General features: G+C 68.4%; 18 protein-coding genes, 1 tRNA gene and 1 pseudogene. 7 read left to right on the top strand and 13 right to left on the bottom strand.

Going from position 1 to position 24,412, the window contains the following annotated elements; genetic code table 11:
• Positions 1–49 precede the first annotated feature (49 nt).
• The 5 genes and pseudogenes from M9917_RS12590 to M9917_RS12570 form a co-directional block, all read right to left on the bottom strand.
• Positions 50–3,205, bottom strand: coding sequence for an efflux RND transporter permease subunit (locus tag M9917_RS12590; RefSeq protein WP_297254143.1), 3,156 nt, complete (start codon positions 3,203–3,205; stop codon positions 50–52).
• Complete coding sequence (locus tag M9917_RS12585; RefSeq protein ID WP_297254141.1) at positions 3,202–6,366, bottom strand: efflux RND transporter permease subunit; 3,165 nt, start codon at positions 6,364–6,366, stop codon at positions 3,202–3,204. Before M9917_RS12585 ends, M9917_RS12590 begins: the two co-directional genes overlap by 4 nt.
• 13 nt (positions 6,367–6,379) lie before the next feature.
• Positions 6,380–7,828, bottom strand: coding sequence for an efflux RND transporter periplasmic adaptor subunit (locus M9917_RS12580; RefSeq protein ID WP_297254139.1), 1,449 nt, complete (start codon positions 7,826–7,828; stop codon positions 6,380–6,382).
• Positions 7,825–9,255: an efflux transporter outer membrane subunit gene (locus M9917_RS12575; RefSeq protein WP_297254137.1), complete on the bottom strand. Its 1,431-nt coding sequence runs from the start codon at positions 9,253–9,255 to the stop codon at positions 7,825–7,827. The genes M9917_RS12580 and M9917_RS12575 overlap by 4 nt, the downstream gene beginning before the upstream one ends.
• Before the next feature lie 254 nt (positions 9,256–9,509).
• Positions 9,510–10,064 (bottom strand): annotated as a pseudogene (locus M9917_RS12570) (alpha/beta hydrolase); the annotation flags it as partial.
• Positions 10,065–10,327: 263 nt separating this feature from the next.
• On the opposite strand from M9917_RS12570, the gene M9917_RS12565 reads away from it, so the two are divergent.
• Complete coding sequence (locus M9917_RS12565; protein WP_297254136.1) at positions 10,328–11,047, top strand: GntR family transcriptional regulator; 720 nt, start codon at positions 10,328–10,330, stop codon at positions 11,045–11,047.
• A 26-nt stretch (positions 11,048–11,073) separates the two neighbouring features.
• Here the strand turns inward: M9917_RS12565 and M9917_RS12560 are convergent, their stop codons facing one another.
• Complete coding sequence (locus tag M9917_RS12560) at positions 11,074–11,424, bottom strand: RidA family protein (RefSeq protein WP_297254134.1); 351 nt, start codon at positions 11,422–11,424, stop codon at positions 11,074–11,076.
• A 216-nt stretch (positions 11,425–11,640) separates the two neighbouring features.
• Positions 11,641–12,084 (bottom strand): MarR family winged helix-turn-helix transcriptional regulator, encoded by a 444-nt coding sequence (locus tag M9917_RS12555; protein WP_297254132.1) that lies wholly within the window; start codon positions 12,082–12,084, stop codon positions 11,641–11,643.
• A gap of 113 nt (positions 12,085–12,197) precedes the next feature.
• Here M9917_RS12555 and M9917_RS12550 point away from each other — a divergent pair, with 113 nt between their 5' ends.
• Complete coding sequence (locus M9917_RS12550) at positions 12,198–12,641, top strand: VOC family protein (protein WP_297254130.1); 444 nt, start codon at positions 12,198–12,200, stop codon at positions 12,639–12,641.
• A gap of 28 nt (positions 12,642–12,669) precedes the next feature.
• Positions 12,670–13,881, top strand: a complete 1,212-nt coding sequence (locus tag M9917_RS12545; protein WP_297254861.1) for an MFS transporter — start codon at positions 12,670–12,672, stop codon at positions 13,879–13,881.
• A gap of 136 nt (positions 13,882–14,017) precedes the next feature.
• Here the strand turns inward: M9917_RS12545 and M9917_RS12540 are convergent.
• The 4 genes from M9917_RS12540 to M9917_RS12525 all read right to left on the bottom strand — a co-directional run bounded on the left by M9917_RS12540 (position 14,018) and on the right by M9917_RS12525 (position 17,093).
• Positions 14,018–14,093, bottom strand: a tRNA-Thr gene (locus tag M9917_RS12540).
• 69 nt (positions 14,094–14,162) lie between these two features.
• Positions 14,163–15,110, bottom strand: a complete 948-nt coding sequence (locus M9917_RS12535; protein WP_297254128.1) for a prephenate/arogenate dehydrogenase family protein — start codon at positions 15,108–15,110, stop codon at positions 14,163–14,165.
• Positions 15,107–16,210 carry a histidinol-phosphate transaminase gene (gene hisC / locus M9917_RS12530; protein ID WP_297254126.1) on the bottom strand — a complete coding sequence of 368 codons (1,104 nt, stop codon included), beginning with the start codon at positions 16,208–16,210 and terminating at the stop codon, positions 15,107–15,109. The genes M9917_RS12535 and hisC overlap by 4 nt, the downstream gene beginning before the upstream one ends.
• A 46-nt stretch (positions 16,211–16,256) precedes the next feature.
• A complete protein-coding gene (locus M9917_RS12525) occupies positions 16,257–17,093 on the bottom strand; it encodes a chorismate mutase (protein ID WP_297254124.1) in 837 nt (278 codons plus the stop codon).
• Between the two features lie 271 nt (positions 17,094–17,364).
• On the opposite strand from M9917_RS12525, the gene metX reads away from it, so the two are divergent.
• Together metX and metW are read left to right on the top strand one after the other, a co-directional pair.
• The gene (gene metX, locus M9917_RS12520; RefSeq protein WP_297254122.1) at positions 17,365–18,534 is read left to right on the top strand and encodes a homoserine O-acetyltransferase MetX; all 1,170 of its coding nucleotides are present in this window, start codon (positions 17,365–17,367) and stop codon (positions 18,532–18,534) included.
• A gap of 2 nt (positions 18,535–18,536) precedes the next feature.
• The gene (gene metW / locus M9917_RS12515; RefSeq protein WP_297254121.1) at positions 18,537–19,160 is read left to right on the top strand and encodes a methionine biosynthesis protein MetW; all 624 of its coding nucleotides are present in this window, start codon (positions 18,537–18,539) and stop codon (positions 19,158–19,160) included.
• Positions 19,161–19,196: 36 nt separating this feature from the next.
• Here the strand turns inward: metW and clpB are convergent, their stop codons facing one another.
• Positions 19,197–21,815, bottom strand: a complete 2,619-nt coding sequence (gene clpB / locus M9917_RS12510) for an ATP-dependent chaperone ClpB (protein WP_297254119.1) — start codon at positions 21,813–21,815, stop codon at positions 19,197–19,199.
• 174 nt (positions 21,816–21,989) lie between these two features.
• Between clpB and M9917_RS12505 the strand changes: the two genes are divergently transcribed.
• Both M9917_RS12505 and M9917_RS12500 read left to right on the top strand, forming a co-directional pair.
• The gene (locus M9917_RS12505) at positions 21,990–22,307 is read left to right on the top strand and encodes a DUF2293 domain-containing protein (RefSeq protein WP_297254117.1); all 318 of its coding nucleotides are present in this window, start codon (positions 21,990–21,992) and stop codon (positions 22,305–22,307) included.
• Positions 22,308–22,366: 59 nt separating this feature from the next.
• The gene (locus M9917_RS12500; RefSeq protein WP_297254115.1) at positions 22,367–23,140 is read left to right on the top strand and encodes an MOSC domain-containing protein; all 774 of its coding nucleotides are present in this window, start codon (positions 22,367–22,369) and stop codon (positions 23,138–23,140) included.
• A gap of 62 nt (positions 23,141–23,202) precedes the next feature.
• On the opposite strand, the gene M9917_RS12495 is transcribed toward M9917_RS12500, so the two are convergent.
• Entirely contained in the window at positions 23,203–24,183 is a 981-nt protein-coding gene (locus M9917_RS12495; RefSeq protein ID WP_297254113.1) for a DUF4167 domain-containing protein, read from the bottom strand.
• Positions 24,184–24,412 lie beyond the last annotated feature (229 nt).

Below are 24,412 nucleotides of genomic sequence, written 5' to 3'. Positions count from 1 at the left end.
CGATATGATCCCATAATGCCCGGGGCCGGCGCCTTCAAGCCGGGCGTCCTCATTCGGCGGGCTGCGGGCCCAGGCCCTGCCCGTGCCCGCCTGAATCGCCTGCTCCACGCTTGCGGGCGGCGCCGAGCCGGCTCATCCAGAGATAGATCACCGGCGTGGTATAGAGCGTCAGGATCTGGCTGAGGATCAGCCCGCCGACGATGGTGATGCCGAGCGGGCGGCGCAGCTCCGCGCCGGGGCCCGTCGCGAGCATCAGCGGCACCGCGCCCAGCATGGCCGAAAGCGTGGTCATCAGGATCGGCCGGAAGCGCTTCAGGCAGGCTTCGAATATCGCCTCGCGCGGGGCAAACGCCTGCCGGCGCTCGGCGACGATGGCGAAGTCGACCATCATGATGCCGTTCTTCTTGACGATGCCGATCAGGAGGATGATGCCGATGAAGGCGATGATGGTGAGGTCCGCGCCGGCGAATCTGAGCGCGATCAGGGCGCCGAGCCCGGCCGAAGGCAGCGTCGAGAGGATCGTCACCGGGTGGATCAGGCTCTCGTAGAGCACGCCCAGGATGATGTAGACGGCCAGGATCGCGACCAGGATCATCATGCCCTGGCTGCCGGCCCCTTGCGCGAAGGCCTTGGCGTCCCCGGCGAATTCGGCCCTGAGCGAGGCCGGCATGTGCAGCCCCTCGACGGCGGCGACGACGGCCTCGCTCGCCTCCTGCAGGCCGACGCCCGGCGCCAGGTCATAGGTGATCGTCACGGCCGGGAACGGACCCTGGTGGTTGATGACGAGGGGAGCGGTGCCGCGCTCGACCTTGACCAGGCTGCGCAGCGGCACCTGCGCGCCGTTGCGGCCGGGCACATGAAGGTCGAGGATGTCGCCCGGATCGCGGCTGCGCGAGGGCTCGACCTCGAGCACGACGCGATACTGGTTGCGCGCGCCGTAGATGGTCGAGATCTGGCGCTGGCTGAAGGCATCCGCCAGCGCGTTGTCGATGGCTTGGATCGCGACGCCGAGCTGCGAGGCCTTGTTGCGGTCGATCACGACATCGGCCTGCAGGCCGCCCTGCTCGCGATCGGTCGAGACGTCGACCAGTTCCGGCAGCGCGCGCAGCCGCTCGACCACCTTGGGCACCCATTCCTCCAGTTCGGGCAGGTTGGGGTCCCAGAGCGTGAACTGGTATTGCGAGCGGCCCTGCCGCCCGCCGGCGCGCACGTCCTGCACCGGGGTCAGGAAGATGCGCAGGCCGGGAATCGAGCCGAGGCGCCCGCGCAGCCTTGCGACCACCTGGGCGGAGCTCGCGCCGCGCTCTTCCAGCGGCTTCAGGCTGACGAAGAAGCGCCCGGTATTGACCGAACCGCTGCCCCCGCCGATGGAGGAGGCGACGCCGAAGACGGCGGGGTCCGCGGCGACGATGGCCGCGCCCTGCTGCTGGAGCTGCGCCATCGCCGGGAAGGAGATGTCGGGCGAGGCCTGGGTGAAGCCGACGATCAGCCCGGTGTCGTCCTGCGGGAAATAGCCCTTCGGCGCGCTGCGGAACATCTGCACGGAGAGCGCCACCGTCGCGATCATCACGACGAGCATCAGCCAGCTATGCCGCAGCACGACCGTCAGCGTGCGGGCATAGAAGCCCGTCATCGCCGTGAGCACCCGTTCCACCGCGCGGTCGAAGCGGCCGGGCCGATGCGGCCCGCTTTTGAGGAAATGGGCGCAGACCATCGGCGTGACGGAAAGCGAGACCACCGTCGAGACCAGGATGGCGAAGGTCAGCGTCAGGGTGAATTCGCGGAAGAAGCGGCCCACCACCCCGTCCATGAAGAAGAGCGGGATGAAGGCCGCGATCAGCGACAGGCTGATCGAAATCACGGTGAAGCCGATCTGCCCGGCGCCGACGAGCGCGGCGCTCAGCGGCGAGAGGCCGCGTGCGATGTTGCGCTCGATGTTCTCGATCATCACGATCGCGTCGTCGACGACGAAGCCGACCGAGATCGTCACCGCCATCAGCGAGAGGTTGTCGAGCGTGAAGCCGGCCACCCACATCGCCGCGAAGGTGCCGGCGATCGACAGCGGCACGGTGACGCCCGCCGCGACCGTCAGCGTGGTGCGGCGCAGGAACAGGAAGACGACCAGCATCACCAGGCCGATCGAGATCATGAGCGTGTGCTGGATATCGGCGATCGAGGCGCGGATCGTCACGGTGCGGTCCGACATGATCGAGAACCGGATGCCGGCCGGCACCCATGCCTGGATCTCGGGCAGGAGCGCCTTCACCCGGTCGACCGTGTCGATGACGTTGGCGTCGGCCTGCTTGGTGATAGTGATCAGGATCGCCGGCTTGCCGTTGTACCAGCCGGCGGCGCGGCTGTTGCGCACGCCGCGCTCGACGGTCGCGACATCGGCGAGCCTGACCACCGTGCCCTTGGCCGCGCGCACGACGATATTGCCGTAATCCTGCGGCTCGCGGATCTGGTTGTTGACCGAGAGCGTCTCGCTCAGCCGCCCGCCGTCGAAGGAGCCGACCGCCGAGACGGTGTTGGCGTTGACGATGGCCGTGCGCACCGCATCGAGGCTCAGGCCCATGGCGGCGAGCCTTGCGGGATCGACGCGCACGCGGATCGCCGGCTGCTCGGCGCCGGCGACCGAGACATCGCCGACGCCCTCGACCTGCGCGATGCGCTGGGCGATGACGGTGTCGGCCGCGTCGTACATCGCGCTCGGCGTCATCGTCTCGGAGGTCAGCGCCAGGATCAGGATCGGGGCTGCGTTGGGGTTGGCCTTGCGGAACTGCGGCAGGGTCGGCAGGTCGCCGGGCAGGTCGGTCGCGGCGGCGTTGAGCGCGGCCTGGACGTCGCGGGCGGCGCTGTCGGTGTTCCGCGTCAGGTCGAACTGAAGCACGATCGAGGTCGAGCCGAGCGAGCTCGACGAGGTGATCTCGGTGACGCCGGGGATCGAACCCAGCCGGCGCTCGAGCGGGGCGGCGACGCTTGCCGCCATCGTCGCCGGATCGGCGCCCGGCCGGCTGGCAAAGACGCGGATCGTCGGGAAATCGACGCTCGGCAGGCTCGCCACCGGCAGGACCATGTAGGCGACCATGCCGACGAGGAACAGGCCGATCGCCATCAGCGTCGTGCCGACCGGGCGCAGGATGAAGGCGTCGGAGAAGCCCCTGACCGACTTCCAGCCCTTCTCCTCGCCGGCGCCATCGCTCATTCGGCCGCCTCCGGATCGGGATAGGGCACGACGCCGTCGCGCCCGCCGCCGAGGCGGAGGCGCAAGGTTTCGAGCGCCAGATAGATCACCGGCGTGGTGTAGAGCGTCAGAAGCTGGCTGAGCAGCAGGCCGCCGACGATGGTGATGCCGAGCGGCTGGCGCAATTCGCTCCCCGTCCCGCTCGCCAGCGCCAGCGGCAGGGCACCGAAGAGCGCCGCCAGCGTCGTCATCATGATCGGCCGGAAGCGCAGGAGGCAGGCCTTGACGATCGCCTCCTCCGGCGAGAGGCCCTGATGGCGCTCCGCCTCCAGCGCGAAGTCGATCATCATGATCGCGTTCTTCTTGACGATGCCCATCAGCAGGATGATGCCGATCAGCGCCACGAGCGAGAGCTCGCGCCCGGTCAGCATCAAGGCGAGTAGGGCACCTACGCCAGCGGAAGGAAGCGTCGTCAGGATCGTGAAGGGGTGGACATAGCTCTCGTAGAGGATGCCGAGCACGAGATAGATCGTCACGATCGCCGCCAGGATCAGCCAGGGCTGGTTGGCGAGCGAGCGGTTGAACTCGGCCGCGTCCGCGCTGAAGGAGCCTGAGATTGAATCCGGCATGCCGATCTCGCGCTCGACGGCCGCGATCATCGTGACCGCGTCGCCCAGCGCCTCGCCGGGCGTAAGGTCGAAGGAGATCGTCGCGGCCGGGAACTGCTCCTGATGGGCGATGGAGAGCGGCGCGGTCTCGCGGATCAGCCGGGTGAAGGCGGAAAGCGGCACCTGCACGCTGTTCTGCGTCACCGTCGACGAGCCGGCGGCATTGGTCTGGCCTTGGGTGTTGGTGTTGCCGGTGACGTAGAGCTTCGAGAGCGCCGAAGGATCGCGCAGATATTGCGGCGCCGCCTCCAGGATCACGCGATACTGGTTCGACTGCTCGTAGATCGTGGCGATCTGGCGCTGGCCGAAGGCGTCGTAGAGCGTGTCGTCGACGGCCTGGATCGAGATGCCGAGCCGCCCGGCCTTGGCCCGGTCGATCTCGACATGGGCGCGCAAGCCACCGCCTTGCGTCTCGTTGGCGACGTTGCGCACGATCGGCTCGCGCCGGAGCGCCCGGGTGAGCCTGTCCGCCCAGTCCATCACCTGCGCCTGGTCGGCGCCGGCGAGCGTGTACTGGTATTGCGAGCGGCTGGCGCGGGTGGTGATCTGGATGTCCTGCACCGGCTGGACATAGGCCACGACGCCGGGGATCGCGGTGGCGGCCGCGCGCAACCGCTCGGCGATGACGACGGCGTCGTCGCGGCGCTCGTCCTTGGGCGTGAGCGTCACCGTCATCCGGGCCGTGTTCAGCGTGGCGTTGGCCTGGCCGATGCCGAGCACGGAGACGATGCCGGTGACGTCGCTGTCCTGCTGGAAGGCCTCGGTCACCTTTCCCTGGAGCCGCTTCATCTCGTTGAAGGAGACCTCGGGCGAGGATTCCAGCACGATGTTGAGCAGGCCGGTATCCTGGCTCGGCAGGAAGCCCTTGGGAATGACGACATACATCGCGACCGTCGCGACCAGCGTGGCGAGCGTCGCCAGGAGCACGAGCCCGCGCGCCTTCAAGGCCCAGCCGAGCGTGACCTCATAGGCCCGCGCCATCGCCGAGACCGGCCATTCGGCGAGCCGCATCAGCGGGTTTTCGCGCTTCGTGCCGCGATGGCGCAGGAGGCGCGCGCACATCATCGGCGTCAGCGTCAGCGAGACCACCGCCGAGACCACGACCGCGATGGTCAAGGTCAGCGCGAATTCGCGGAACATCCGGCCGACGAGCCCGGTCATGAACAAGAGCGGGATGAAGACCGCGACGAGCGAGACGGTGAGCGAGATCACGGTGAAGCCGATCTCGCGGGCGCCGTCGAAGGCTGCCCGGAGCGGCTTCTTGCCCTGCTCCATGTTGCGCACGATGTTCTCGATCATCACGATCGCATCGTCGACGACGAAGCCGGTGCCGATGGTCAGCGCCATCAGCGAGAGATTGTCGAGGCTGAAGCCTGCAAGCCACATCACCGCGAAGGTCGCGATCAGCGAGAGCGGCAGCGCGACGCCGGCGATGATCGTGGCGCGCAGCGTGCGCAGGAACAAGAGCACCACCATGACCACCAGGGCGCAGGCGACGACCAGCGTGAACTGGACATCCGCGATCGAGGCGCGGATCGTCTCGGTGCGGTCGCTGACCACCTGCAATTCGACGCCGGCCGGCATGCCGCCCCTCAGTCGCGGGATCTCCTGCTTCACCTGCGCGACGGTTGCGAGGATATTGGCGCCGGGCTGGCGCATCACATCGAGCACGACGGCCGTGCGGCCATTGAACCAGGCGCCGACGCGGCTGTTCTCGAGATCCTCCAGCACCACCGCGACATCGCGCAGGAAGACCGGTGCGCCGCTGCGATAGGCGACGACGATATCGCGATAGGCGCTCGCGCTGCCGATCTGGTCGTTGGCGCTGATCGTGTAGGCCTGGTGGTTGCCGTCGAGCGCGCCCTTGGAGCCGGCGACGTTGGCGGCGACGATCGCGGTCCGCAGATCCTCCATGCCGAGCCCGTAGGCCGCGAGCCGCGCGAGATCGGCCTGGATGCGGATCGCGGGGCGCACCCCGCCCTCGAGCGCGACATGGCCGACGCCGGAGACCTCCGACAGGCGCGGCGTGATCAGCGTGTCGGCGAGGTCGCTGAGCTCGCGCAGCGAGACCGTGTCCGAGGTCAGCGCCAGCACCATGATCGGCGCGTCGGCCGGGTTGATCTTCGCATAGGTCGGCGGATAGGGCAGCGTGCGCGGCAGCGTCGAGCCCGCCGCGTTGATCGCCGACTGCACGTCCTGCGCGGCGGCGTCGATGTCGCGGTCGAGGTCGAATTGCAGCGTGATCCGGCTCAAGCCGAAGGAACTCTGCGACGACATCGTCGAGAGCGACGGGATCTGGCCGAACTGCCGCTCCAGCGGCGCCGTCACCAGCGCGGCGATGGTCTCGGGGTTGGCGCCGGGAAGCTGCGTGGTGATCTGGATCGTCGGGAAATCGACCTGCGGCAGCGCCGAGACCGGCAGGCGCAGATAACCGAGGATGCCGCAGAGCAGCACCGCGATGCCGAGCAGCGAGGTCGCGATGGGCCGGCTGATGAAGGGCGCGGACACACTCATCGCAGCTCACCCGTCATGGCTGTGCTTGCGGTCTTTGTGCACCCGATCCGACGGCAGGGGAACCCTGTTCGCCGGGCGCGGCGCCTTCGGCAGGCGAGGCGCCGTTGCGGCGCGGCCCGTTCCGGCGGGGGCCATCGGCTCCGGCGGGCGCCTCCTGCGCCGGACCGGTGCCCGCTCCGGAGGCGCCGTTCCCGCCCCGCCGGCCCTGCCCTTGGCCCTGGCCCTGGCCTTGGCCCTGGCCCGGCTCGCGCAGGCCGCGCCGGCCGGGCGCGGCGGCCGGCGGCTGGGTCGCGTCCTGCGGCGTCGAGACCAGCACCCTCGCCTTGTCGGTCAGCCTGGCGAAGCCGGTGGTGACGAGCCTCATGGGCGGCTCGACGCCCGCGGTGATCACCGCCATCGTCTCGTTCTGCTGGCCGACGGTGACGGAAACCTGCCGCACAGTCCCGTCTTCCTCGACGACGAAGACGTAAGCCCCGTTCGGCCCGCGCTGGATCGCGGCGGCCGGCGCCACCACGGCGGCCTTCAGCAGATCGACGAAGACGCGGACATTGACGAACTGGCCCGGCCAGAGCTGGAGCCGCTCGTTGGGGAAGCGGGCCTTGACCTTGATCGTGCCGGTAGTCTGGTCGACGACGTTGTCGATGACCTCGACGACGCCCTTGTCGATGATCGTGGTGCCGTCGGAATCGAGCGCATCGACCTCGACCGGCCCGCGCGCCAGCGCAGCACCTACGGCGCGCAACTGCTGCTGCGGCAGGTTGAAGACCATGGCGATCGGTTTCAGCTGGGTGATGACGACGAGGCCCGCCGCATCGGAGGCGCGCACGATATTGCCCTGGTCGACCTGCCTGATGCCGAGGCGGCCGTCGATCGGGGCGCGGATCGTGGTGTAGTCGAGATAGGCCCTGGCGTTGTCGATCGCGCCCTGGTCGGCGCGCACCTGCGCCTCGAGCTGCGCCACCGTGGCGCGCTGGGTATCGGCCTGCTGGCGCGAACCGTAATCGGTCTGGGCGAGCTTGGCGTAGCGCTCGAGATCGGCACGGGCATTGGCGAGTTGCGCCTCGTCCTGCGCCTTCTTGGCCATGGCCTGGTCGTATTGCGCCTGATAGGTCGCGGGATCGACCTTGGCGAGCACCTCGCCCTTGCGGACATCCTGCCCGTCCCTGAAGGCGATCTCGATCAGCCTGCCGTCGACCTGCGTGCGCACGGTCACGGTGTTGAGCGCCTGGATCGTGCCGACGGCGTCGGCCGTGACCGGCACGTCCTCGTGGCGCGCCGGTGTCGCGATCACCGGGATCGGCCCCTCGCCGCCGCCGAAGCGGGCGCGGCGCCCGCCGCGCGCGGCGCCTTGCCCTGCACCGGTGGAAGCGTCCCAACCGGCGGGTAGCCAGCCGCCATTGTAGCTGTGCCAGCCCCAGGCGGCGGCGCCGAGCAGCAGGAGAAGGAGAAGGAAACGCTTCATTCGGCCGCCTCGGTCGCGGTGATGGCGGTGCGGCGGTCGGCCTCGGACCAGCCGCCGCCCAGCGCCTTGAACAGCTCGACATGGGCGATGAGCTTCTGGAGCTTGATCTGCGAGAGCTGGTCCTGCGCCTGGAACAGGGTCTGCTGGGTGTTGAGCAGCGTCACGATGTCGATGGTGCCTTCGCGCAGCCGCTGCTCGGTGATGGCATAGGCGCGCCGCGCCGAGGCGACGACCTCGCCCTGCAATCGTTCATGGCGGGTGTTCTCAGCGATCGCGATCAGCGCGTTCTCGACATCGGCGAAGGCGCTGACGATGGTCTTGCGATAGGTCGCGATCAGCTCGTCGGCCGCGCCGCGTTCGAGTTCGACACGGGCCCGCAGATTGCCGCCGTCGAGGATCGGCTGGACGAGCCCCGCCGCGGCCGAGGCGAAGATGGCATCCGGCCGCAGCAGGTTCTTCAACACTGCGCTTTCGAGCCCGCCCTGGCCGGTCAGGCTGATGCTGGGATAGAGCGCGGCGCGGGCGGCGTAGAGCGTCGCCTCCTGCGCGGTCAGGCGCGCCTCGGCCTCGGCGATGTCCGGCCGGCGTTGCAGCAGTTGCGAGGGCAGGCCGGCGCTGACCGCCGGCACCGCGATCGCGTTCAGGCTGCCGCCCCTGACGGTGACGGCGGCCGGCGTCTCGCCGATAAGCACGGCGAGCGTGACCTTGGCCTGGCGCAGCGAAAGCTCCAGCGCCGGCACGCTCGCCTTCTGCTGCGCCACCACGCTTTCCTGCTGCGCGATGTCGAGCTGGGTCGCGGTTCCGACCGAGAGCCTGGCCTGGATCACCTTGAGCGTCCGCTCGGCGACCGCGATGTTCTCAGCCGCGATGCGCAGGCGGTCCTGCGCCGCCAGCACCTGGAAATAGGTGCTGGTCACGCTGGCGACGGCGGTGAGCGCCACCACGGCGCGGTCGAAGCGCGTCGCCTCGGCCGCGAAGCGCCCGGCATCGGCGCCCGCGCGGTTCTTGCCCCAGAAATCGAGTTCGTAGCTCGCCGAGAGGCCAAGCCCGAACTGGTTGCCGACGCTGTCGCTGAACGGCCCGCGCTTGGAGCCGAGCGTGCCCGGCCTCAGGCTGCGCGAGGCGTTGGTCGAGCCGCTCAACGTCGGATAGAGCGCCGAGGCGGCGATGCGCGACTGCGCGTCGGCCTGGCGGATACGCGTCATGGCGATGGCGATGTCGAAATTCGCGCCGGCCGTCTGCTCGACGAGCCGGTCGAGCTCGCGCGAGCGGAAAAGGCGCGTCCAGTCCTGCGGGACGGCGGGCGCCGCGCGGGGCCCGCCGGCGGCGAAGCTGCGCGTCACCGCGACGTCGAGCTCCGGACGCGGATTGGCCGGCAGGCAGGCGCCAAGGCCAAGGGCGACCGCCGCCGCGGAAGAGAGACGCAAGAGGGAATGTCCGATCGCGTGTCCCGCAAGACCACGCCTGTAGACCGGCACCATGCCGCTCTTCTCCAGCCCCGAATCGAAAGGCCGCGGAACACGGCGCGACAGAGCTGCTTCTAGAATGCTGCGCCGGGGAGAGAAAGTGAATTTCTCTTAATGAAGCCGGACACCGGCCCGGCTCCCGCCGCGCCGGGGGCGGATTTCGAGGCAGGGCGATGCCCTGCCTCGCTGTCGGGGACGGCGGCGCACGCCGCGCGCTACTTGATGTTCAGCCCCTCGCGGATGGCCTCGTAGAGGACACGGCACTCCTCGCGCGCTTCCGGAGAAACGGTGACGGCGCGCGGGAAGCTGTGCTCGAGCCTATGGGCGATCCTGACGGTCGCCTTGACGCCGGCCTCCTGCAGCTTCTTGCCATAGAGGATGCCCTCGTCGAACAGCGGATCGAGCTCCGCCACATGGATGAAGGCGGGCGGCAGGCGGCTGAAGTCGGAAGCCTGGAGCGGCACCGCGTAGGGGTCGCTCCGCGAGGCGCCGGCGAGGTAGGAATCCATGATGAATTCCAGGTCCTTGCCGTTGAACTGCGGGTCGTGGTTGATCCGGACGTAGCTGTCCGTCTGGTAGTCGGTGTTCATCGGCCCGGGATAGAGCAGAACCTGCAGCGCGATCTTCGGGCCGTTGCGGTCGCGCGCCATCAGGCTGACCGCCGCCGTCAGCCCGCCGCCGCAGCTCTCGCCCGCGACCGCGACCCTGTCGGTATCGACGTCGATGTAATAGCGCTTGGCCCCCTCATGCACCCATTTCAGGATGAAGTAGCAATCGTCGAGGACGCCCCCGTCACGAGAGCGAGCCGACCGTCCAGCCGCAGGGACGGCGTTTGGGGAAGCTCCATCGAATCACCACCTTCCAGAGAGCCGGCACGATCCGGGCAACGCCGCCGAGATGAAGGCCGATCCTGTCACGGCCCGATTGGCATGTCTGCCGTCATACAGGCGGGCATAGGCCTTCCCGAATCGGCGGGACTGGATTATCCGGCGAAAAAATCCGACATGTTGGCGTCATGTCACGAGGCGCGACCATGCGGGAACAGGCTTTGCAGGAAGCGAGCGAAGGGCAGCTCAAGGATCAGCTCTACGAGATGCTGAAGCTCGCGATCGTCTCCTGCGAGCTCCCGCCGGGGACCGAATTGTCGGAAGGCTATCTCGCGGCCCGCTATTCGGTCGGCAAGGCCCCTGTCCGGCATGCCCTCTCCCGCCTCGGCCAGGACGGCTGGGTCAGGAGCATCCCACGCAGCGGCCATATCGTGGCGCCGGTCACGATCGAGGACATCGTGGACATCTTCGCGATGCGGAAGCTCGTCGAGCCGGAATCGGCGGCCCGGGCGGCAGGCAACGTGCCCGAGGCGAAGCTGCGGCGGCTCAACAAGATCTGCGGGGCGCCCTATCGCGTCACCGACATCGCCGCCAAGCGCCGCTTCCTGCTGGCCAACCACGATTTCCACGTCACCATCGCTCAGGCCTGCGGCAGCCCGCGCCTGGCCCGATCGGTCGAGAAGCTGCACGATGAATCGCTGCGCGTCCTTTATCTCAGCGCCAGCGAGCGCGAGCTCGCCGAGGACTGGTCGCATGGCCACGGCCCGATGATCGCCGCGCTCGTCGCCGGTGACCGTGCCGCCGCCTATCAGACGACGCTGGACGGCATCCACCGCAGCCAGGACCGCGTCATGGCCGTCTTCGCCTCCGCGCCCGAGCTGATAACGGAGCGGTACAGGCTGCGCAGCGCGTCCGTCTCTCGCTGAGGCGCCCGAAACGAAGCAGGCCCCGCTCAATCGATCGCGGCGACGACCTTGATCTCGATCAGGTGCCGGTCCGTCGCCAGCGGGGCGCCGACCGTCGCGCGGGCGGGCGCCGCGCCTTCCGGCATCCAGGCTTCCCAGACGACGTTCATCTTCGGCGCATCCGCCATCGAGGCCAGCCAGATCTGCGCCGTCAGGATGCGCGTCTTGTCGGTGCCGGCCTCGGCCAGGAGCGCATCGATCTTGGCGAGAATCTGTTGGGTCTGCCCGGCCAGATCGGCGCCCAGATCGTCGGCGACCTGCCCGGCCAGATAAGCGACGCCGCGATGGACGACGAGCTTGCTCAGACGCTTGTTGGTGCCGCTTCTGCGGATCGACATGTCATGGTCTCCTTGCCTGTCGGCTTCGATTGGCACGTCAAATCTGACATGTCAACAGCCGCACTCAGCCAGGACGCTCCCTGTCCGGAGTGCCAATATTTGAAAGCGCTGGAATGCTGTGTCTTGCACGCGCGAGAACATGTTCAAGCAAGGCTGCCTCTTCGCCTTCAGCGCCGCGACCTGACATTGGCTCGACGCCGGCGAGCAGACATTCGCTCATCGGGACAGCAGGACTAAATCGGAGCGCAACTGACCGGGCTCCTTCAACTCGGCCTCGATGGCCGTATGGAGCCGCGTCCAGATCGGCAGCGCCTGCGCCAGCACGGCCCTGCCGGCCGGCGTCAGGGAGAGGAGGCGCACCCGCCTGTCGGCCTCGTCATGACTGGTCCCGACGAGGCCGCGCCGCTCCAGCGGCTTCAGGTTCGCGGTCAGCGTCGTCCTGTCCATCGCCAGCAGGTCGGCGACGCTGCCGAGGCTCGGCGGCCCTGGGCGGTTCAGCGACATCAGGAGCGAGAACTGGCCGCTGCTGATCCCGACCGGCTTCAGCGCGAGATCGAAGCGTCGCGCGAGCGCACGCGCCGCCCGTTGCGCATGAAGGCACAGGCAGGCATCGCGCACCATCAGGGTGGTTTCGAAGGTGAGTTCGGGCGGTGCGCGCATCGGGTGGGTTGACAGCTCGGGTCGATATACGTTGATATCAACTAAACTCGGGAAGCGTCAATCGATACCGCGCCCGGCTCCGCATCGGCGCTTCGTTCGGAAAGGAGACGACCATGAAGATCGTGACCAGCCTGAGCTTCCAGGGGCAATGCCGTCAGGCTTTCGAATTCTACGCAAAGGTCCTCGGCGGCAAGATCACGGCCGCGTTCCCCTATGGCGACGGCCCGCCCGACATGCCGATCACCGACGAGAAGTACAAGAGCTGGCTGATGCATTGCTGGCTCGAGGTCGGCGATCAGGCCCTGATGGGTGCCGACATGGACGCTGCCTGGGCACCCAACATCGACAAGCCGAAGAACGGCTTCGACGTCACCCTGCACAGCACCGACAAGGCGCAGGCGCAGCGCTGGTTCGATGAGCTCTCCGCCGGCGGCCGGGCGGTGATGCCCTTCGGCGAGACCTTCTGGTCGCCGGGCTTCGGCTCGCTCGTCGACAAGTTCGGCATCCCCTGGATGATCAACACCATTCCCTCGGGCGACTGGAAGCCGCAGGGCTGAGCGATCCGTCATGGGTGAGGAGATCGGCATGGAGCATCCCTATCGCTGGGTGATCGTCGCCGCCGGCGGGCTCATCGGCTGCGTCGCGATCGGGGCGATGTTCTCGCTGCCGATCTTCCTGCGGCCGATGGCCGAGGAGACCGGCTGGTCGGTCACCGGCATCTCCACGGCCATGACGATCGGCTTCCTCGCCATGGCGGCCGCCAGCATGGTCTGGGGCGGCCTCTCCGACAGGTTCGGGCCGCGCCCCGTGGTCCTGACCGGATCGGTCGTGCTGGCGGGAAGCCTCGCGCTCGCCAGCCGGGCGGAGTCGCTGATCGCATTCCAGCTCCTGTTCGGCCTCTTGGTCGGGGCGGCGACGGCCGCCGTCTTCGCGCCGATGATGGCCTGCGTCACCGGCTGGTTCGAGACGCGGCGGGGGCTCGCGGTCTCGCTCGTCTCGGCCGGCATGGGCATGGCGCCGATGACCATGGCTCCGCTCGCGGCCTGGCTCGTCACCGGCCACGACTGGCGCGGCGCCATGCTGATCCTCGCCGGGATCGCGGCCGTCCTGATGATCCCGGCGGCGCTCCTGGTGCGCCGGCCGCCGGTGCTGGAGGCGGCAGCGCCTGCGGCCTCGGACGATGCGGCGGAAGCCGGCATGAGCGTCGGCGAGGCGGTGCGCTCGCCGCAGTTCATCACCCTGATGCTGGCGAATTTCTTCTGCTGCGCCACCCATTCCGGGCCGATCTTCCACACCGTGACCTATGCCGTGACCTGCGGCATCCCGATGGTCGCGGCCGTCTCGATCTACAGCATCGAAGGGCTCTCCGGCATGTTCGGGCGCCTCGGCTTCGGCCTTGCGGGCGACCGGTTCGGCGCGCAGCGCATCCTCGTGGCCGGCCTTCTCGCCCAGGCCTTCGGCGTTCTCGCCTATGCCTTCGTCGGCGAGCTCGGCGGCTTCTATGCCGTGGCCGTCCTGGTCGGCTTCATCTATGCCGGCACGATGCCGCTCTACGCCGTGATCATCCGCGAGAATTTTCCGCTCAGGATGATGGGCACCATCATCGGCGGAACCGCGATGGCCGGCAGCCTCGGCATGTCGACCGGGCCCGTGCTCGGCGGGCTGGTCTACGACAATTTCGGCAGCTACGCGCCGATGTATGTCGCGTCCTGGGGGCTGGGGCTGGCGGCGACGCTGATCCTCGCCACCTTCAGGCCGTTCCCGGCAAGAGCGCCGATGCAGGCCGCCGCAGCGTAAGGAGATCGTGCTCTCGAGGCCAACATTTCTCGCGGCTGTCAACGGTCACCCGCGAACGCCAATGAACACCAAACACGAAAAAACCGGCCGTTTTGGCCGGTTTATGAACGTCAGCGAACCTAGGCGAATGGGGAAATGGTGCCGCAAGAGGGATTCGAACCCCCGACCCCCTCATTACGAATGAGGTGCTCTACCAGCTGAGCTATTGCGGCGACGGCTGGCGCTGTAACAGCCGGCGGATGGCTTGGCAAGCCGCAACCGGGCCCAGGCCTGCCCGCGCTTCAATCCTTGCGCAGCTTCTCCGTCTCGGGCTTCTCCTGGCCGAGCGCGACGATGCCGCGGCGGATCGCGCGGGTGCGGGTGAAGTGCCTGTGCAGCGTCTCGCCGTCGCCGTAGCGGATCGCGCGGGTGAGCAGCGCCAGGTCCTCGTTGAAGCGGCCGAGCATCTCCAGAACCGCCTCCTTGTTGTGCAGGAAGACGTCGCGCCACATCGTCGGGTCGGAGGCCGCGATACGGGTGAAGTCGCGGAAGCCGCCGGCCGAGAACTTGATCACCTCCGACTGCGTCACCGCCTCCAGATCCTCCGCCGTGCCGACGATGTTGTAGGCGATCAGATGCGGCAGATGGCTGGTGACGGCCAGCACCAGGTCGTGGTGCTCGGCGCCCATCACCTCGACCAGCGCGCCCATGCCTTCCCAGAACTGCCGCGTCCGGGCGATCGCCGCCGGATCGGTCCCCTCCGGCGGCGTCAATATGCACCAGCGGTTGAGGAAGAGGCTCGGGAAGCCGGCATCGGGGCCGGAATTCTCCGTGCCCGCGACCGGATGGGCCGGCACGAAGGAGACGCCCTGCGGCAGATGCGGCGAAACCGCATCGATGACCGCGCCCTTGACCGAGCCGACATCGGAGAGGATCGCGCCCGGCTTCAGCGCAGGCGCGATCTCGGCCGCGACCGGGCCGCAGGCACCGACCGGCACACAGAGCACGACATGGTCGGCATCGCGCACCGCTTCCGCGGCCGTCTCCGCCACCGCATGGCCGAGGCCGAGCTCGCGCGCCCGCCGGCGCACCGCCTCGTCGCGATCGCTGAGCACGATCGCGCCGGCGAGGTTCAGTTCCTTCGCCGCCCGCGCGATCGAGGAGCCGATCAGCCCGATGCCGATGATGGCGAGACGGGCAAAGACCGGTTCGGAACGGCGCGGCGCGAAGCTTTCCGGCCTCTCGGTCATGGCCTGCCCGCCAGGAAATCGGCAAGGGCTGCAACGACGAGGCGATTCGCCTCCTCGGAGCCGATCGTCATGCGCAGCGCGTCGGGCAGGCCGTAGGAGCCGACCGCGCGCAGGATGAGGCCGCGCTGCGTCAGAAAGGCGTCGGCCTCCTTCGCCGTCCGGCCGGGCTCTTTCGGGAAATGGATCAGGATGAAATTGCCGACCGAGGGCGTGACGGAAAGCCCGAGCTTGGTGAGCTCGGCTGTGGTCCAGGCCAGCCATTTCTCGTTGTGCTCGATCGCGGCCGCGACATGGGCCTCGTCGGCGACGGCTGCGGCACCGGCCTCGATCGCGGCGCCGTTGACGTTGAAGGGGCCGCGGATGCGCTCGAGCGCGTCGACGATAGGAGCCGGCCCGTAGAGCCAGCCGATGCGCAGATTGGCGAGGCCGTAGATCTTCGAGAAGGTGCGCGTCATCACGACGTTCTCAGCTTCGGCGACGAGCTCGATGCCGGCGGCGTAGTCGTTGCGGCGGACATATTCGGCATAGGCTGCGTCGAGCACGAGCAGCACGCTGCCGGGCAGGCCGGCATGCAGGCGCTTGACCTCGTCGAAGGGCAGATAGGTGCCGGTCGGGTTGTTGGGGTTGGCGAGGAAGATGATCTTCGTCCTCGGCGTCACCGCGGCGAGGATGGCGTCGACATCGGCGGTCAGGTTCTTCTCCCTGACGACGACCGGCTTGCCGCCGGCGGCGAGGATCGCGATGCGGTAGACCAGGAAGCCATGCTCGGTGAAGACGCCTTCGTCGCCGTCGCCGAGATAGGCCTTGGTGACGAGCTGGAGCAACTCGTCCGAGCCGGTGCCGCAGAGAATGCGGGCGGGGTCGAGCCCGTAGCGGGCGGCGATGGCGCTGCGCAGCTTGGTGGAGGAGCCGTCCGGATAGAGCTCGAGCTTGCCGGCGACGGTGCCGTAAGCCGCGACGGCCTTCGGGCTCGGGCCGAGCGGGGTCTCGTTGGAGGAGAGCTTGTGGAGCTTCACGCCGGCGGGCGCGGCGGATTTGCCGGGAACATAAGCCTCGATGTCGAGGACGCCGGGGCGGGGAACGGGGCGGGAAGCGGTCATCTCTTCAAGTCTTTCGATAGCGTATGGCCGCCTGGGTCCATGCAATTCACGAACGGGCGGAGGTGACGGCGAAACGGGCGGCGTGGCTGCCGATCTCGGCGAAATCGCTCAAGCCCGCCGGCGCCAGCGCGGCGCGGATCGCCGCCTGATCGACCTCGCCGGAGGCGGCGACCAGGAGCGACAGATGCGAGCCGTCCGCCGCCGAGGCCGAGACCTCGGCCAGGTTCTCCGCAAGCCCCTGGCGCAGGCTTTCCGACCAGCGCTCGACGCGGGCGGCGTAGAGCACGATCTCGCGCATGGCGGCATCGGCGAGCGGCTTGGCGACGCAATAGACCGGCGTGCCGGCCGGATGGTCCGGCCGCTCGATGAAGGGCAGGCGCGCGATGATCTTAGGGCTGTCCGGCCCGATCAGCTCGCGCCACCAGATGCCGGCGCTGGCACCCTGGTCCATCCGGAAGATGCCGAGATCGCCGGCCGATTCCGCGACCGCGCGGATCACGGCGCGCGCGTCCTCGTGCGGGACGAAGGGCACGGTGAAACCGAAATGGAAGCGGGCGGAATCGCGCATCGCCGGATCGCCGCCGGAGACATCGGCATGGACCGAATAAGGCGCCTGCACATAGGTGAAGGTGGCGATGATGATGCGCCAGACGCTCTCCACCGTGTCGAGCGGCAGGAGGCCCTTATGGCTGAGGGCGAGCCGCTTCATGATGTCGGCCTCGCGGCCGGGGCGGAAGGCGGAGCCGGAGGCCTGCGTCTTCTTGATCGAGATCAGCGTCTCGATGATCTGCGAGCGCTCCATCAGGAGCGCATGCATCGCGCTGTCGATGCGGTCGATCCCGGCACGCAGGTCGGCGAGGGTCGTGGGGGCGGCTTCGGTCATGGGCAACGCGCTTTCCGGCAAGGCCACGCTCCTTAGAGCATCGGACCGAAAAGTGGAAACCGCTTTTCGGTACAATCCGATGCTCCAACAATGGGATAGATCATCGTTATCGCGCCCGATAGGACGCGCGATGATCTAGCGCTCCAGCCGCGCCTTGGCAAAGCCAGCGGCACAGTCGCGCGTTGACAGCGGCGCGCCGGCGCGGCATCGCTAGTTCGGTTTTCCGAACGCCTGGACCGGAAGACAAATCACGCTGCCGATGCGGACTTCAATGAGCGATCTTTCCCCCAGCCTGGCCGATCCGCAGAAGGAGGCGAACGAGCCTTCGAGCCCGGTTGCGCGCTTCGGCCCCGACACGCCGCTTCTGATGGATTGCGGCCTCGTCCTCGACCGCTGGCAGATCGCCTATCAGACCTATGGCGCCTTGAACGCCGACAAGTCGAACGCGGTCCTGGTCTGCCACGCGCTGACCGGCGACCAGTATGTCGCGAGCCGCAATCCGGTGACCGGCAAGGGTGGCTGGTGGACCGCGATGATCGGGCCGGGCAAGCCGATCGACACCGACCGCTTCTTCGTGATCTGCGCCAATGTGATCGGCGGCTGCACCGGCACGACCGGCCCGGCCTCGACCAACCCTAAGACCGGCACGCCCTGGGGGCTGTCCTTCCCGGTGGTGACGATCCGCGACATGGTGCGGGCGCAGGCCGCGCTGATCGATCACTTGAGCATCGAGACGCTGTTTTGCGTGGCGGGCGGCTCGATGGGCGGCATGCAGGTGCTGCAATGGGTGGCGAGCTATCCGGGGCGCGTCTTTGCGGCGCTGCCGCTGGCGACCGGCGCCAAGCATTCGGCCCAGAACATCGCCTTCCACGAGGTCGGCCGCCAGGCGGTGATGGCCGATCCCGACTGGCGCCAGGGGCGCTATCTCGAGGAGGGCACGCGGCCTTCCAAGGGGCTCTCGGTCGCGCGGATGGGCGCGCATATCACCTATCTCTCGGAGCAGGCGCTGCATCGCAAGTTCGGCCGCAAGCTGCAGGACCGCGAGGCGCCGACCTTCTCCTTCGATGCGGATTTTCAAGTCGAGAGCTATCTGCGCCATCAGGGCGTGAGCTTCGTCGAGCGCTTCGACGCCAATTCCTATCTCTACGTCACCCGGGCGATGGATTATTTCGACCTTGCCGCCGACCATGACGGCGTGCTCGCGCGGGCCTTCACCGGCACCAAGACGCGCTTCTGCGTCGCCTCCTTCACCTCGGACTGGCTGTTCCCGACGGCGGATTCGCGCGCCATCGTGCATGCGCTGAACGCAGCCGGCGCCTCGGTCTCCTTCGTCGAACTGGAGAGCGACAAGGGCCACGACGCCTTCCTGCTGGAGGAGCCCAACCTCTTCGCCACGACGCGCGGCTTCATCAGCGCGGCGGCAAGGGCACGGGGGATTTGACAATGACCCTCCCCGATCCCCAGACCAGCCGCATCGACCTCAAGCTCGTCGCCGAGATGGTGCAGCCGGATACGCGCGTGCTCGATGTCGGCTGCGGTGACGGGGCGCTGCTGGCGCTGCTGGCCGAAACCCGCGGGGTCGATGCGCGCGGCATCGAGCTTTCGCGCGAGGGCGTCGCCGGTTGCGTGGCGCGGGGTTTGTCGGTGATCCAGGGCGACGCCGATACCGACCTCGTCGACTACCCCGACGACAGCTTCGACTACGTCATCCTCTCCCAGACCATCCAGGCGACGCGCAATCCCCGCCTCGTGCTGGAGCAGATGCTGCGCATCGGCCGGCACGCCATCGTCTCCTTCCCGAATTTCGGGCATTGGCGGATGCGCTCGCAGGTGTTCTTCCAGGGGCGGATGCCGGTGACGGACGCCCTGCCCTATACATGGTGGGACACGCCCAACATCCATTTCTGCACGATCCGCGACTTCGTCGCGCTCTGCGACCTGATCGGCGCCCGGATGGAGCGGGCGGTCGCGCTCGACGCCGCCGGCGGCAAGGTCCGCGTCAACGCGCCCTGGTGGTTCTGGAACCTGTTCGGCGCGCAGGCGGTGTTTCTGCTGAAACGAGGCTGACGAAAAAGCGCCGCCCGAAGGCGGCGCTTCAAAATGTCAGTTCAGCGCCACGCCGGGCGGCCGCTTCTCCTTCACCGCGGCGACGGAGCCCAGCATCAGCGAACCCGGCCCGACCGTGATCGGCACATCCTCGCCGTCGACGATCTCGCCGGCGAGGATCGCCTCCGCCAGCGGGTCCTGCACCGACTTCTGGATCACGCGCTTCAGCGGGCGCGCGCCATAGGCCGGATCGTAGCCCTTGTCCGCCAGCCACTCGCGCGCCTCCTTGGAGAGCTCGAGCGTGATCTTGCGGTCGGTGAGCAGCTTCTGGAGCCGCGCCATCTGGATGTCGACGATCGCGTCCATGTCCTTGCGCCTGAGGCGGTGGAACAGGATGATGTCGTCGATCCGGTTCAGGAACTCCGGCCGGAAGGCGTGGCGGACCACGCCCATGACCTCGTCGCGCACCGCGTCGCTGTCCTGCCCCTCGGGCTGGTTCACCAGGAACTCCGAACCGAGGTTCGAGGTCATGATGATCAGCACGTTGCGGAAATCGACCGTGCGGCCCTGCCCGTCGGTGAGCCGCCCGTCGTCGAGCACCTGCAGCAGGACGTTGAACACGTCGGGATGGGCCTTCTCGACCTCGTCGAAGAGCACGACCTGATAGGGCCGGCGGCGCACCGCCTCCGTCAGCGCCCCGCCCTCCTCGTAGCCGACATAGCCGGGAGGCGCGCCGATCAGCCGGGCGACCGAGTGCTTCTCCATGTATTCCGACATGTCGATGCGCACGAGCGCGGTGTCGTCGTCGAACAGGAACGAGGCCAGAGCCTTGGTCAGCTCGGTCTTGCCGACGCCGGTGGGGCCGAGGAACATGAACGAGCCGATCGGCCGGTTCGGATCCTGCAAGCCCGCTCGCGCCCGGCGGACCGCGGTCGAGACCGCCTCCACCGCCTCGCGCTGGCCGACGACGCGGGAGGCCAGGACATCCTCCATCCGCAAGAGCTTCTCCTTCTCGCCTTCGAGCATCCTGTCGACGGGCACGCCGGTCCAGCGCGAGACGACCGCCGCCACGTGATCGGGCGTCACCGCCTCCTCGACCATGCCGGTATCGTCGCCCTTCGCCTCGATCTCGGCGAGCTGCTTTTCGAGCCCGGGGATCTCGCCATAGGCGAGCTCGCCCGCCCGCTGGTACTCGCCCTTGCGCTGCGCCTGGGCGAGCTCGTTCCTGGCGTTGTCGAGCTTGGTCTTGATCTCCGCCGCCTGGCCGAGCTTGTCCTTCTCGGCCTTCCACTTGGTGGTGATGGCGTCGGAGCGCGACTCGAGGTCGGCGAGCTCCGATTCGAGCCGCTTCAGCCGCTCCTTCGAGCCGGCATCGCTCTCCTTCTTCAGCGCCTCCTGCTCGATCTTGAGGCGGACGATCTCGCGGTCGATCGAATCGAGCTCCTCGGGCTTGGAATCGACCTGCATGCGCAGCCGCGCCGAGGCTTCGTCGACGAGGTCGATCGCCTTGTCGGGCAGGAAGCGGTCGGTGATGTAGCGGTTCGACAGGGTCGCGGCCGAGACCAGCGCCGAATCGGTGATGCGGACGCGGTGATGCTGCTCGTATTTCTCCTTCAGGCCGCGCAGGATCGAGATCGTGTCCTCGACCGTCGGCTCGTCGACGAAGACGGGCTGGAAGCGCCGCGCCAGCGCCGCGTCCTTCTCGACATATTTGCGGTACTCGTCGAGCGTGGTCGCGCCGACGCAGTGCAGCTCGCCACGCGCCAGCGCCGGCTTCAGCAGGTTCGACGCATCCATCGCGCCGTCGGTCTTGCCGGCGCCGACGAGGGTGTGCATCTCGTCGATGAACAGGATGACGCCGCCATCCGAGGACGAGACCTCGGTCAGCACGGCCTTCAGCCGCTCCTCGAACTCGCCGCGATATTTCGCCCCCGCGATCAGCGAGCCCATGTCGAGGGCCAGGAGCTCCTTGTCCTTCAGGCTCTCGGGCACGTCGCCGTTGACGATGCGCAGCGCGAGGCCCTCGGCGATGGCGGTCTTGCCGACGCCGGGCTCGCCGATCAGGACGGGGTTGTTCTTGGTCCGGCGCGACAGGACCTGAATCGTGCGGCGGATCTCCTCGTCGCGGCCGATCACGGGGTCGAGCTTGCCCTCGCGCGCCGCGGCGGTGAGGTCGCGGGCGTATTTCTTCAGCGCGTCGTAGGCCTGCTCGGCCGAAGCGGAATCGGCGGTGCGGCCCTTGCGGATCGCCTCGATCGCGGCGTTGAGCGCCTGCGGTGTCACGCCGGCCTTGGCCAGCGCCTTGCCGGCCTCGGTGTCCTTCTCGATCGCGAGCGCGAGCAGGAGCCGCTCGACCGTGACGAACGAATCGCCGGCCTTCTCCGCCGCCTTCTCGGCCACGTCGAAGACGCGGGCGAGGCCCGGCGTCAGGTTGAGCCCGCCCGAGCCGCCCGAAACCTTCGGCAGCTTCGCCAGCGCCTGGTCGGTCAGCTGCAGCGCAAGCCGCGACTGGCCGCCGGCACGATCGATAAGGCCGGCCGCCATGCCCTCGTTGTCGTCGAGCAACGCCTTCAGCAGATGCTCGGGGGTGAACTGCTGGTTGCCCTCGCGCAGCGCGATCGTCTGCGCCGCCTGGAGGAAACCCTTCGCGCGATCGGTATATTTCTCAATGTTCATGCATATCACTCCGCCCGCGAAACCCGCCCCGTGGCGACGGGCTTCGCTGCCCTTTCGTCAGGATGGGGCGCCACGATGGGCCACCCCTCGCCTTCCAAGATAGTGTGGCATCGGCGCAACGGAAGGGGGGCGCCGCGGAATTGACCTGGCGCAAGCGGCGGGCTGAGATCGGGCATGGCCGGAACGAGGCGACAGCAGGCGATTCGCAAGGCGCTGCGGGCGCTCGTGCCCGGCATTCCGCTCTCCGACGCCGAGGCGGTGATGGCGCTGGCGCAGCAGCGCCACATGCGGGAACTGCCACCCTCGACCGCCCTGTGGCTCGCGCTCGGCAGCCATGTCCGGCACGTCCATACCGATTACGAGCGCCTGCTGGCCGAGGGCTACGACCGCGACGCCGCCCGCTTCTTCGTGGCGGACGAGACTGATGCCGTGCTCGCCGGCTGGGGCTGCCTGCGCTCGGTCGGCGAGGGCGAGGACGACGCCACCGGATGATCGAAACGGCGGCGGAATGCGGATATGGTCGGTGCCGACGCCAGCCAGCCGGTGAGACCATGCAGATCGAGACGCTCTATCGTTACCCCGTGAAGGGGCTCTCGCCGGAGCGGGTCACCGGGGCCGTGCTCACGGCCGGCGGCTTCTTTCCCGGCGACCGGCTCTTCGCCATCGAGAACGGCCCCTCCGGCTTCGATCCGGCCGCCCCGGTGCACCAGCCCAAGATCAAATACCTGATGCTGATGCGCAACGCCGCGCTCGCCCGGCTGAAGACGCGCTACGACGACGCGAACGGCGATCTCGTCATCCATGAGGGCGGCGAGGAGCGGCTGCGCGCCGCGACAGCGACCGAGGAAGGCCGGGCCGCGATCACCCGTTTCTTCGAGGGCTTCATGCAAGACGAGCTGCGCGGCCCGCCGAAGCTGCTGACGGCGCTGCCGCCCTACCGCTTCACCGATTCGCTCATGGGCTTCGTCTCGATCATCAACCTCGCCAGCATCGCCGATCTCGAAGGACGCCTCGGGCGGCCGATCGACCCGCTGCGCTTTCGCGGCAATCTGATGGTCGGCGAGCTTGGCCCCTGGGTCGAGAACGATCTCGTCGGGCGCGAGATCGCCGGGGCGGACGGCTTGCGGCTTCAGGTCGTCAAGCGGATCGTGCGCTGCGCGGCGACCAATGTCGATCCTGAGACCGGCGCGCGCGACATGCAGATCCCCGACGCGCTGATGCGCCATTACGGCCATGTCGATTGCGGCGTCTATTGCCGCGTCCTCGCCGGCGGGACGCTCAGCGAAGGCGATGGGCTGACGATCGTGGAGCACGACAGCGCCTGAAAGCGCGCATGAAAAAGGGGCTCTTTCGAGCCCCTTTCGCATTCTCTCCCGGATACACGGGCTCACTCGGCCGAGCTGTCCGTCTCCGAGCCCAGCGCGTCCATGACCTCGCGCGGCGAGCGGCGGCGGCGGGTGCGCTTGGGCGGGGCCTCGGCCGGTTCCGCGGGGGCGGCCGCCGCAGGGGCCGCGACCGGCTCCGGCGCGGGCACGCGCGCGGGGGTGGTCACGAAGGACGGCAGGGCGGCGGCCGTATCCTCGCCCGCATCGGCCTCGACCACGCGCTCGCGGCGCGGACGGCGCTCGCGCTGCGGACGCTCGGCCGGCTCCGCCCGGCGCGGTTCGCTCTGGACCGGCTCGGGAGCGGCCTGCACCGGCGCTTCCTCGCCGACGGGGATGTCGGAGCGCGGCGCGTCGGGGCGCGGCGCATAGCCGCCGGGGGCGGTTTGGCCGCCGGGCTGGCCCGGGCCGCCTTCGGGATTACGGTCGAAGCGGCGCTCGCCGCGATCCTGACGGTCGAAGCGGCGCTCATTGCCCGGGTTGCGGTCGCCATTGAAACGCTCGCGGCGATTCTGGCGGTCGAAGCGCGGGGCGCCCTGCGGTTGGCCCTCGCCGCCCTCGCCCTCGGCACGCTGGCTGCCATGGCCGTTATAGCCGTTGACGGCGCCATAGACGTTGGAGCGCATCTCCGGACCGGAGCCCGGCTGGAAGGACTGGCCTTCCTCGTCGCCCTCCTCCTCGCCCTCGTCGGCGTCCTCGACGAAGGCGCGATTCGGCGGGAAGGAATGGCCGAACTGCTGGCCCATCTGTTCCTGGGCAGCGAGCAGGATGCGGTAATAATGCTCCGCATGCTGGAAATAGCTCTCGGCAGCGACGGTGTCGCCCGAGGACTGGGCGTCTCGCGCAAGCTGCAGATACTTCTCGGCGACGTGCTGCGCCGTACCACGTACCTTTACGTCCGGTCCGTTGGATTCGTAGCTTCTCTGCAACGGATTCGGAGATTTGCGGTTACTGTTATTGTTGCCGTTATTATTGCGGCCGCGCATACGCCGGTTCTGACCTGGTCTCATTCGCGTCTGTCTCGCGCTTCTATGTTCAAAGCAACCGTGGTGCCGTCATACGCGTGACGATGCACAGCGGGTTGCGACGCTGTGTCGGACTGAGGTGACCCGAAGGGGCGATACGCCGTTCCTGGTCTTCACGCGCTCTTTTCCAAAGGGGCTCCAACCCCACGAGCCGATCGGCGCCACGCGCCTTCGGGGCTCCACCCGGTTT

It is taken from the genome of Bosea sp. (in: a-proteobacteria) (genome assembly GCF_023953965.1).
Lineage (GTDB): Bacteria > Pseudomonadota > Alphaproteobacteria > Rhizobiales > Beijerinckiaceae > Allobosea.
This window is presented reverse-complemented; position numbering and strand designations above follow the sequence as displayed.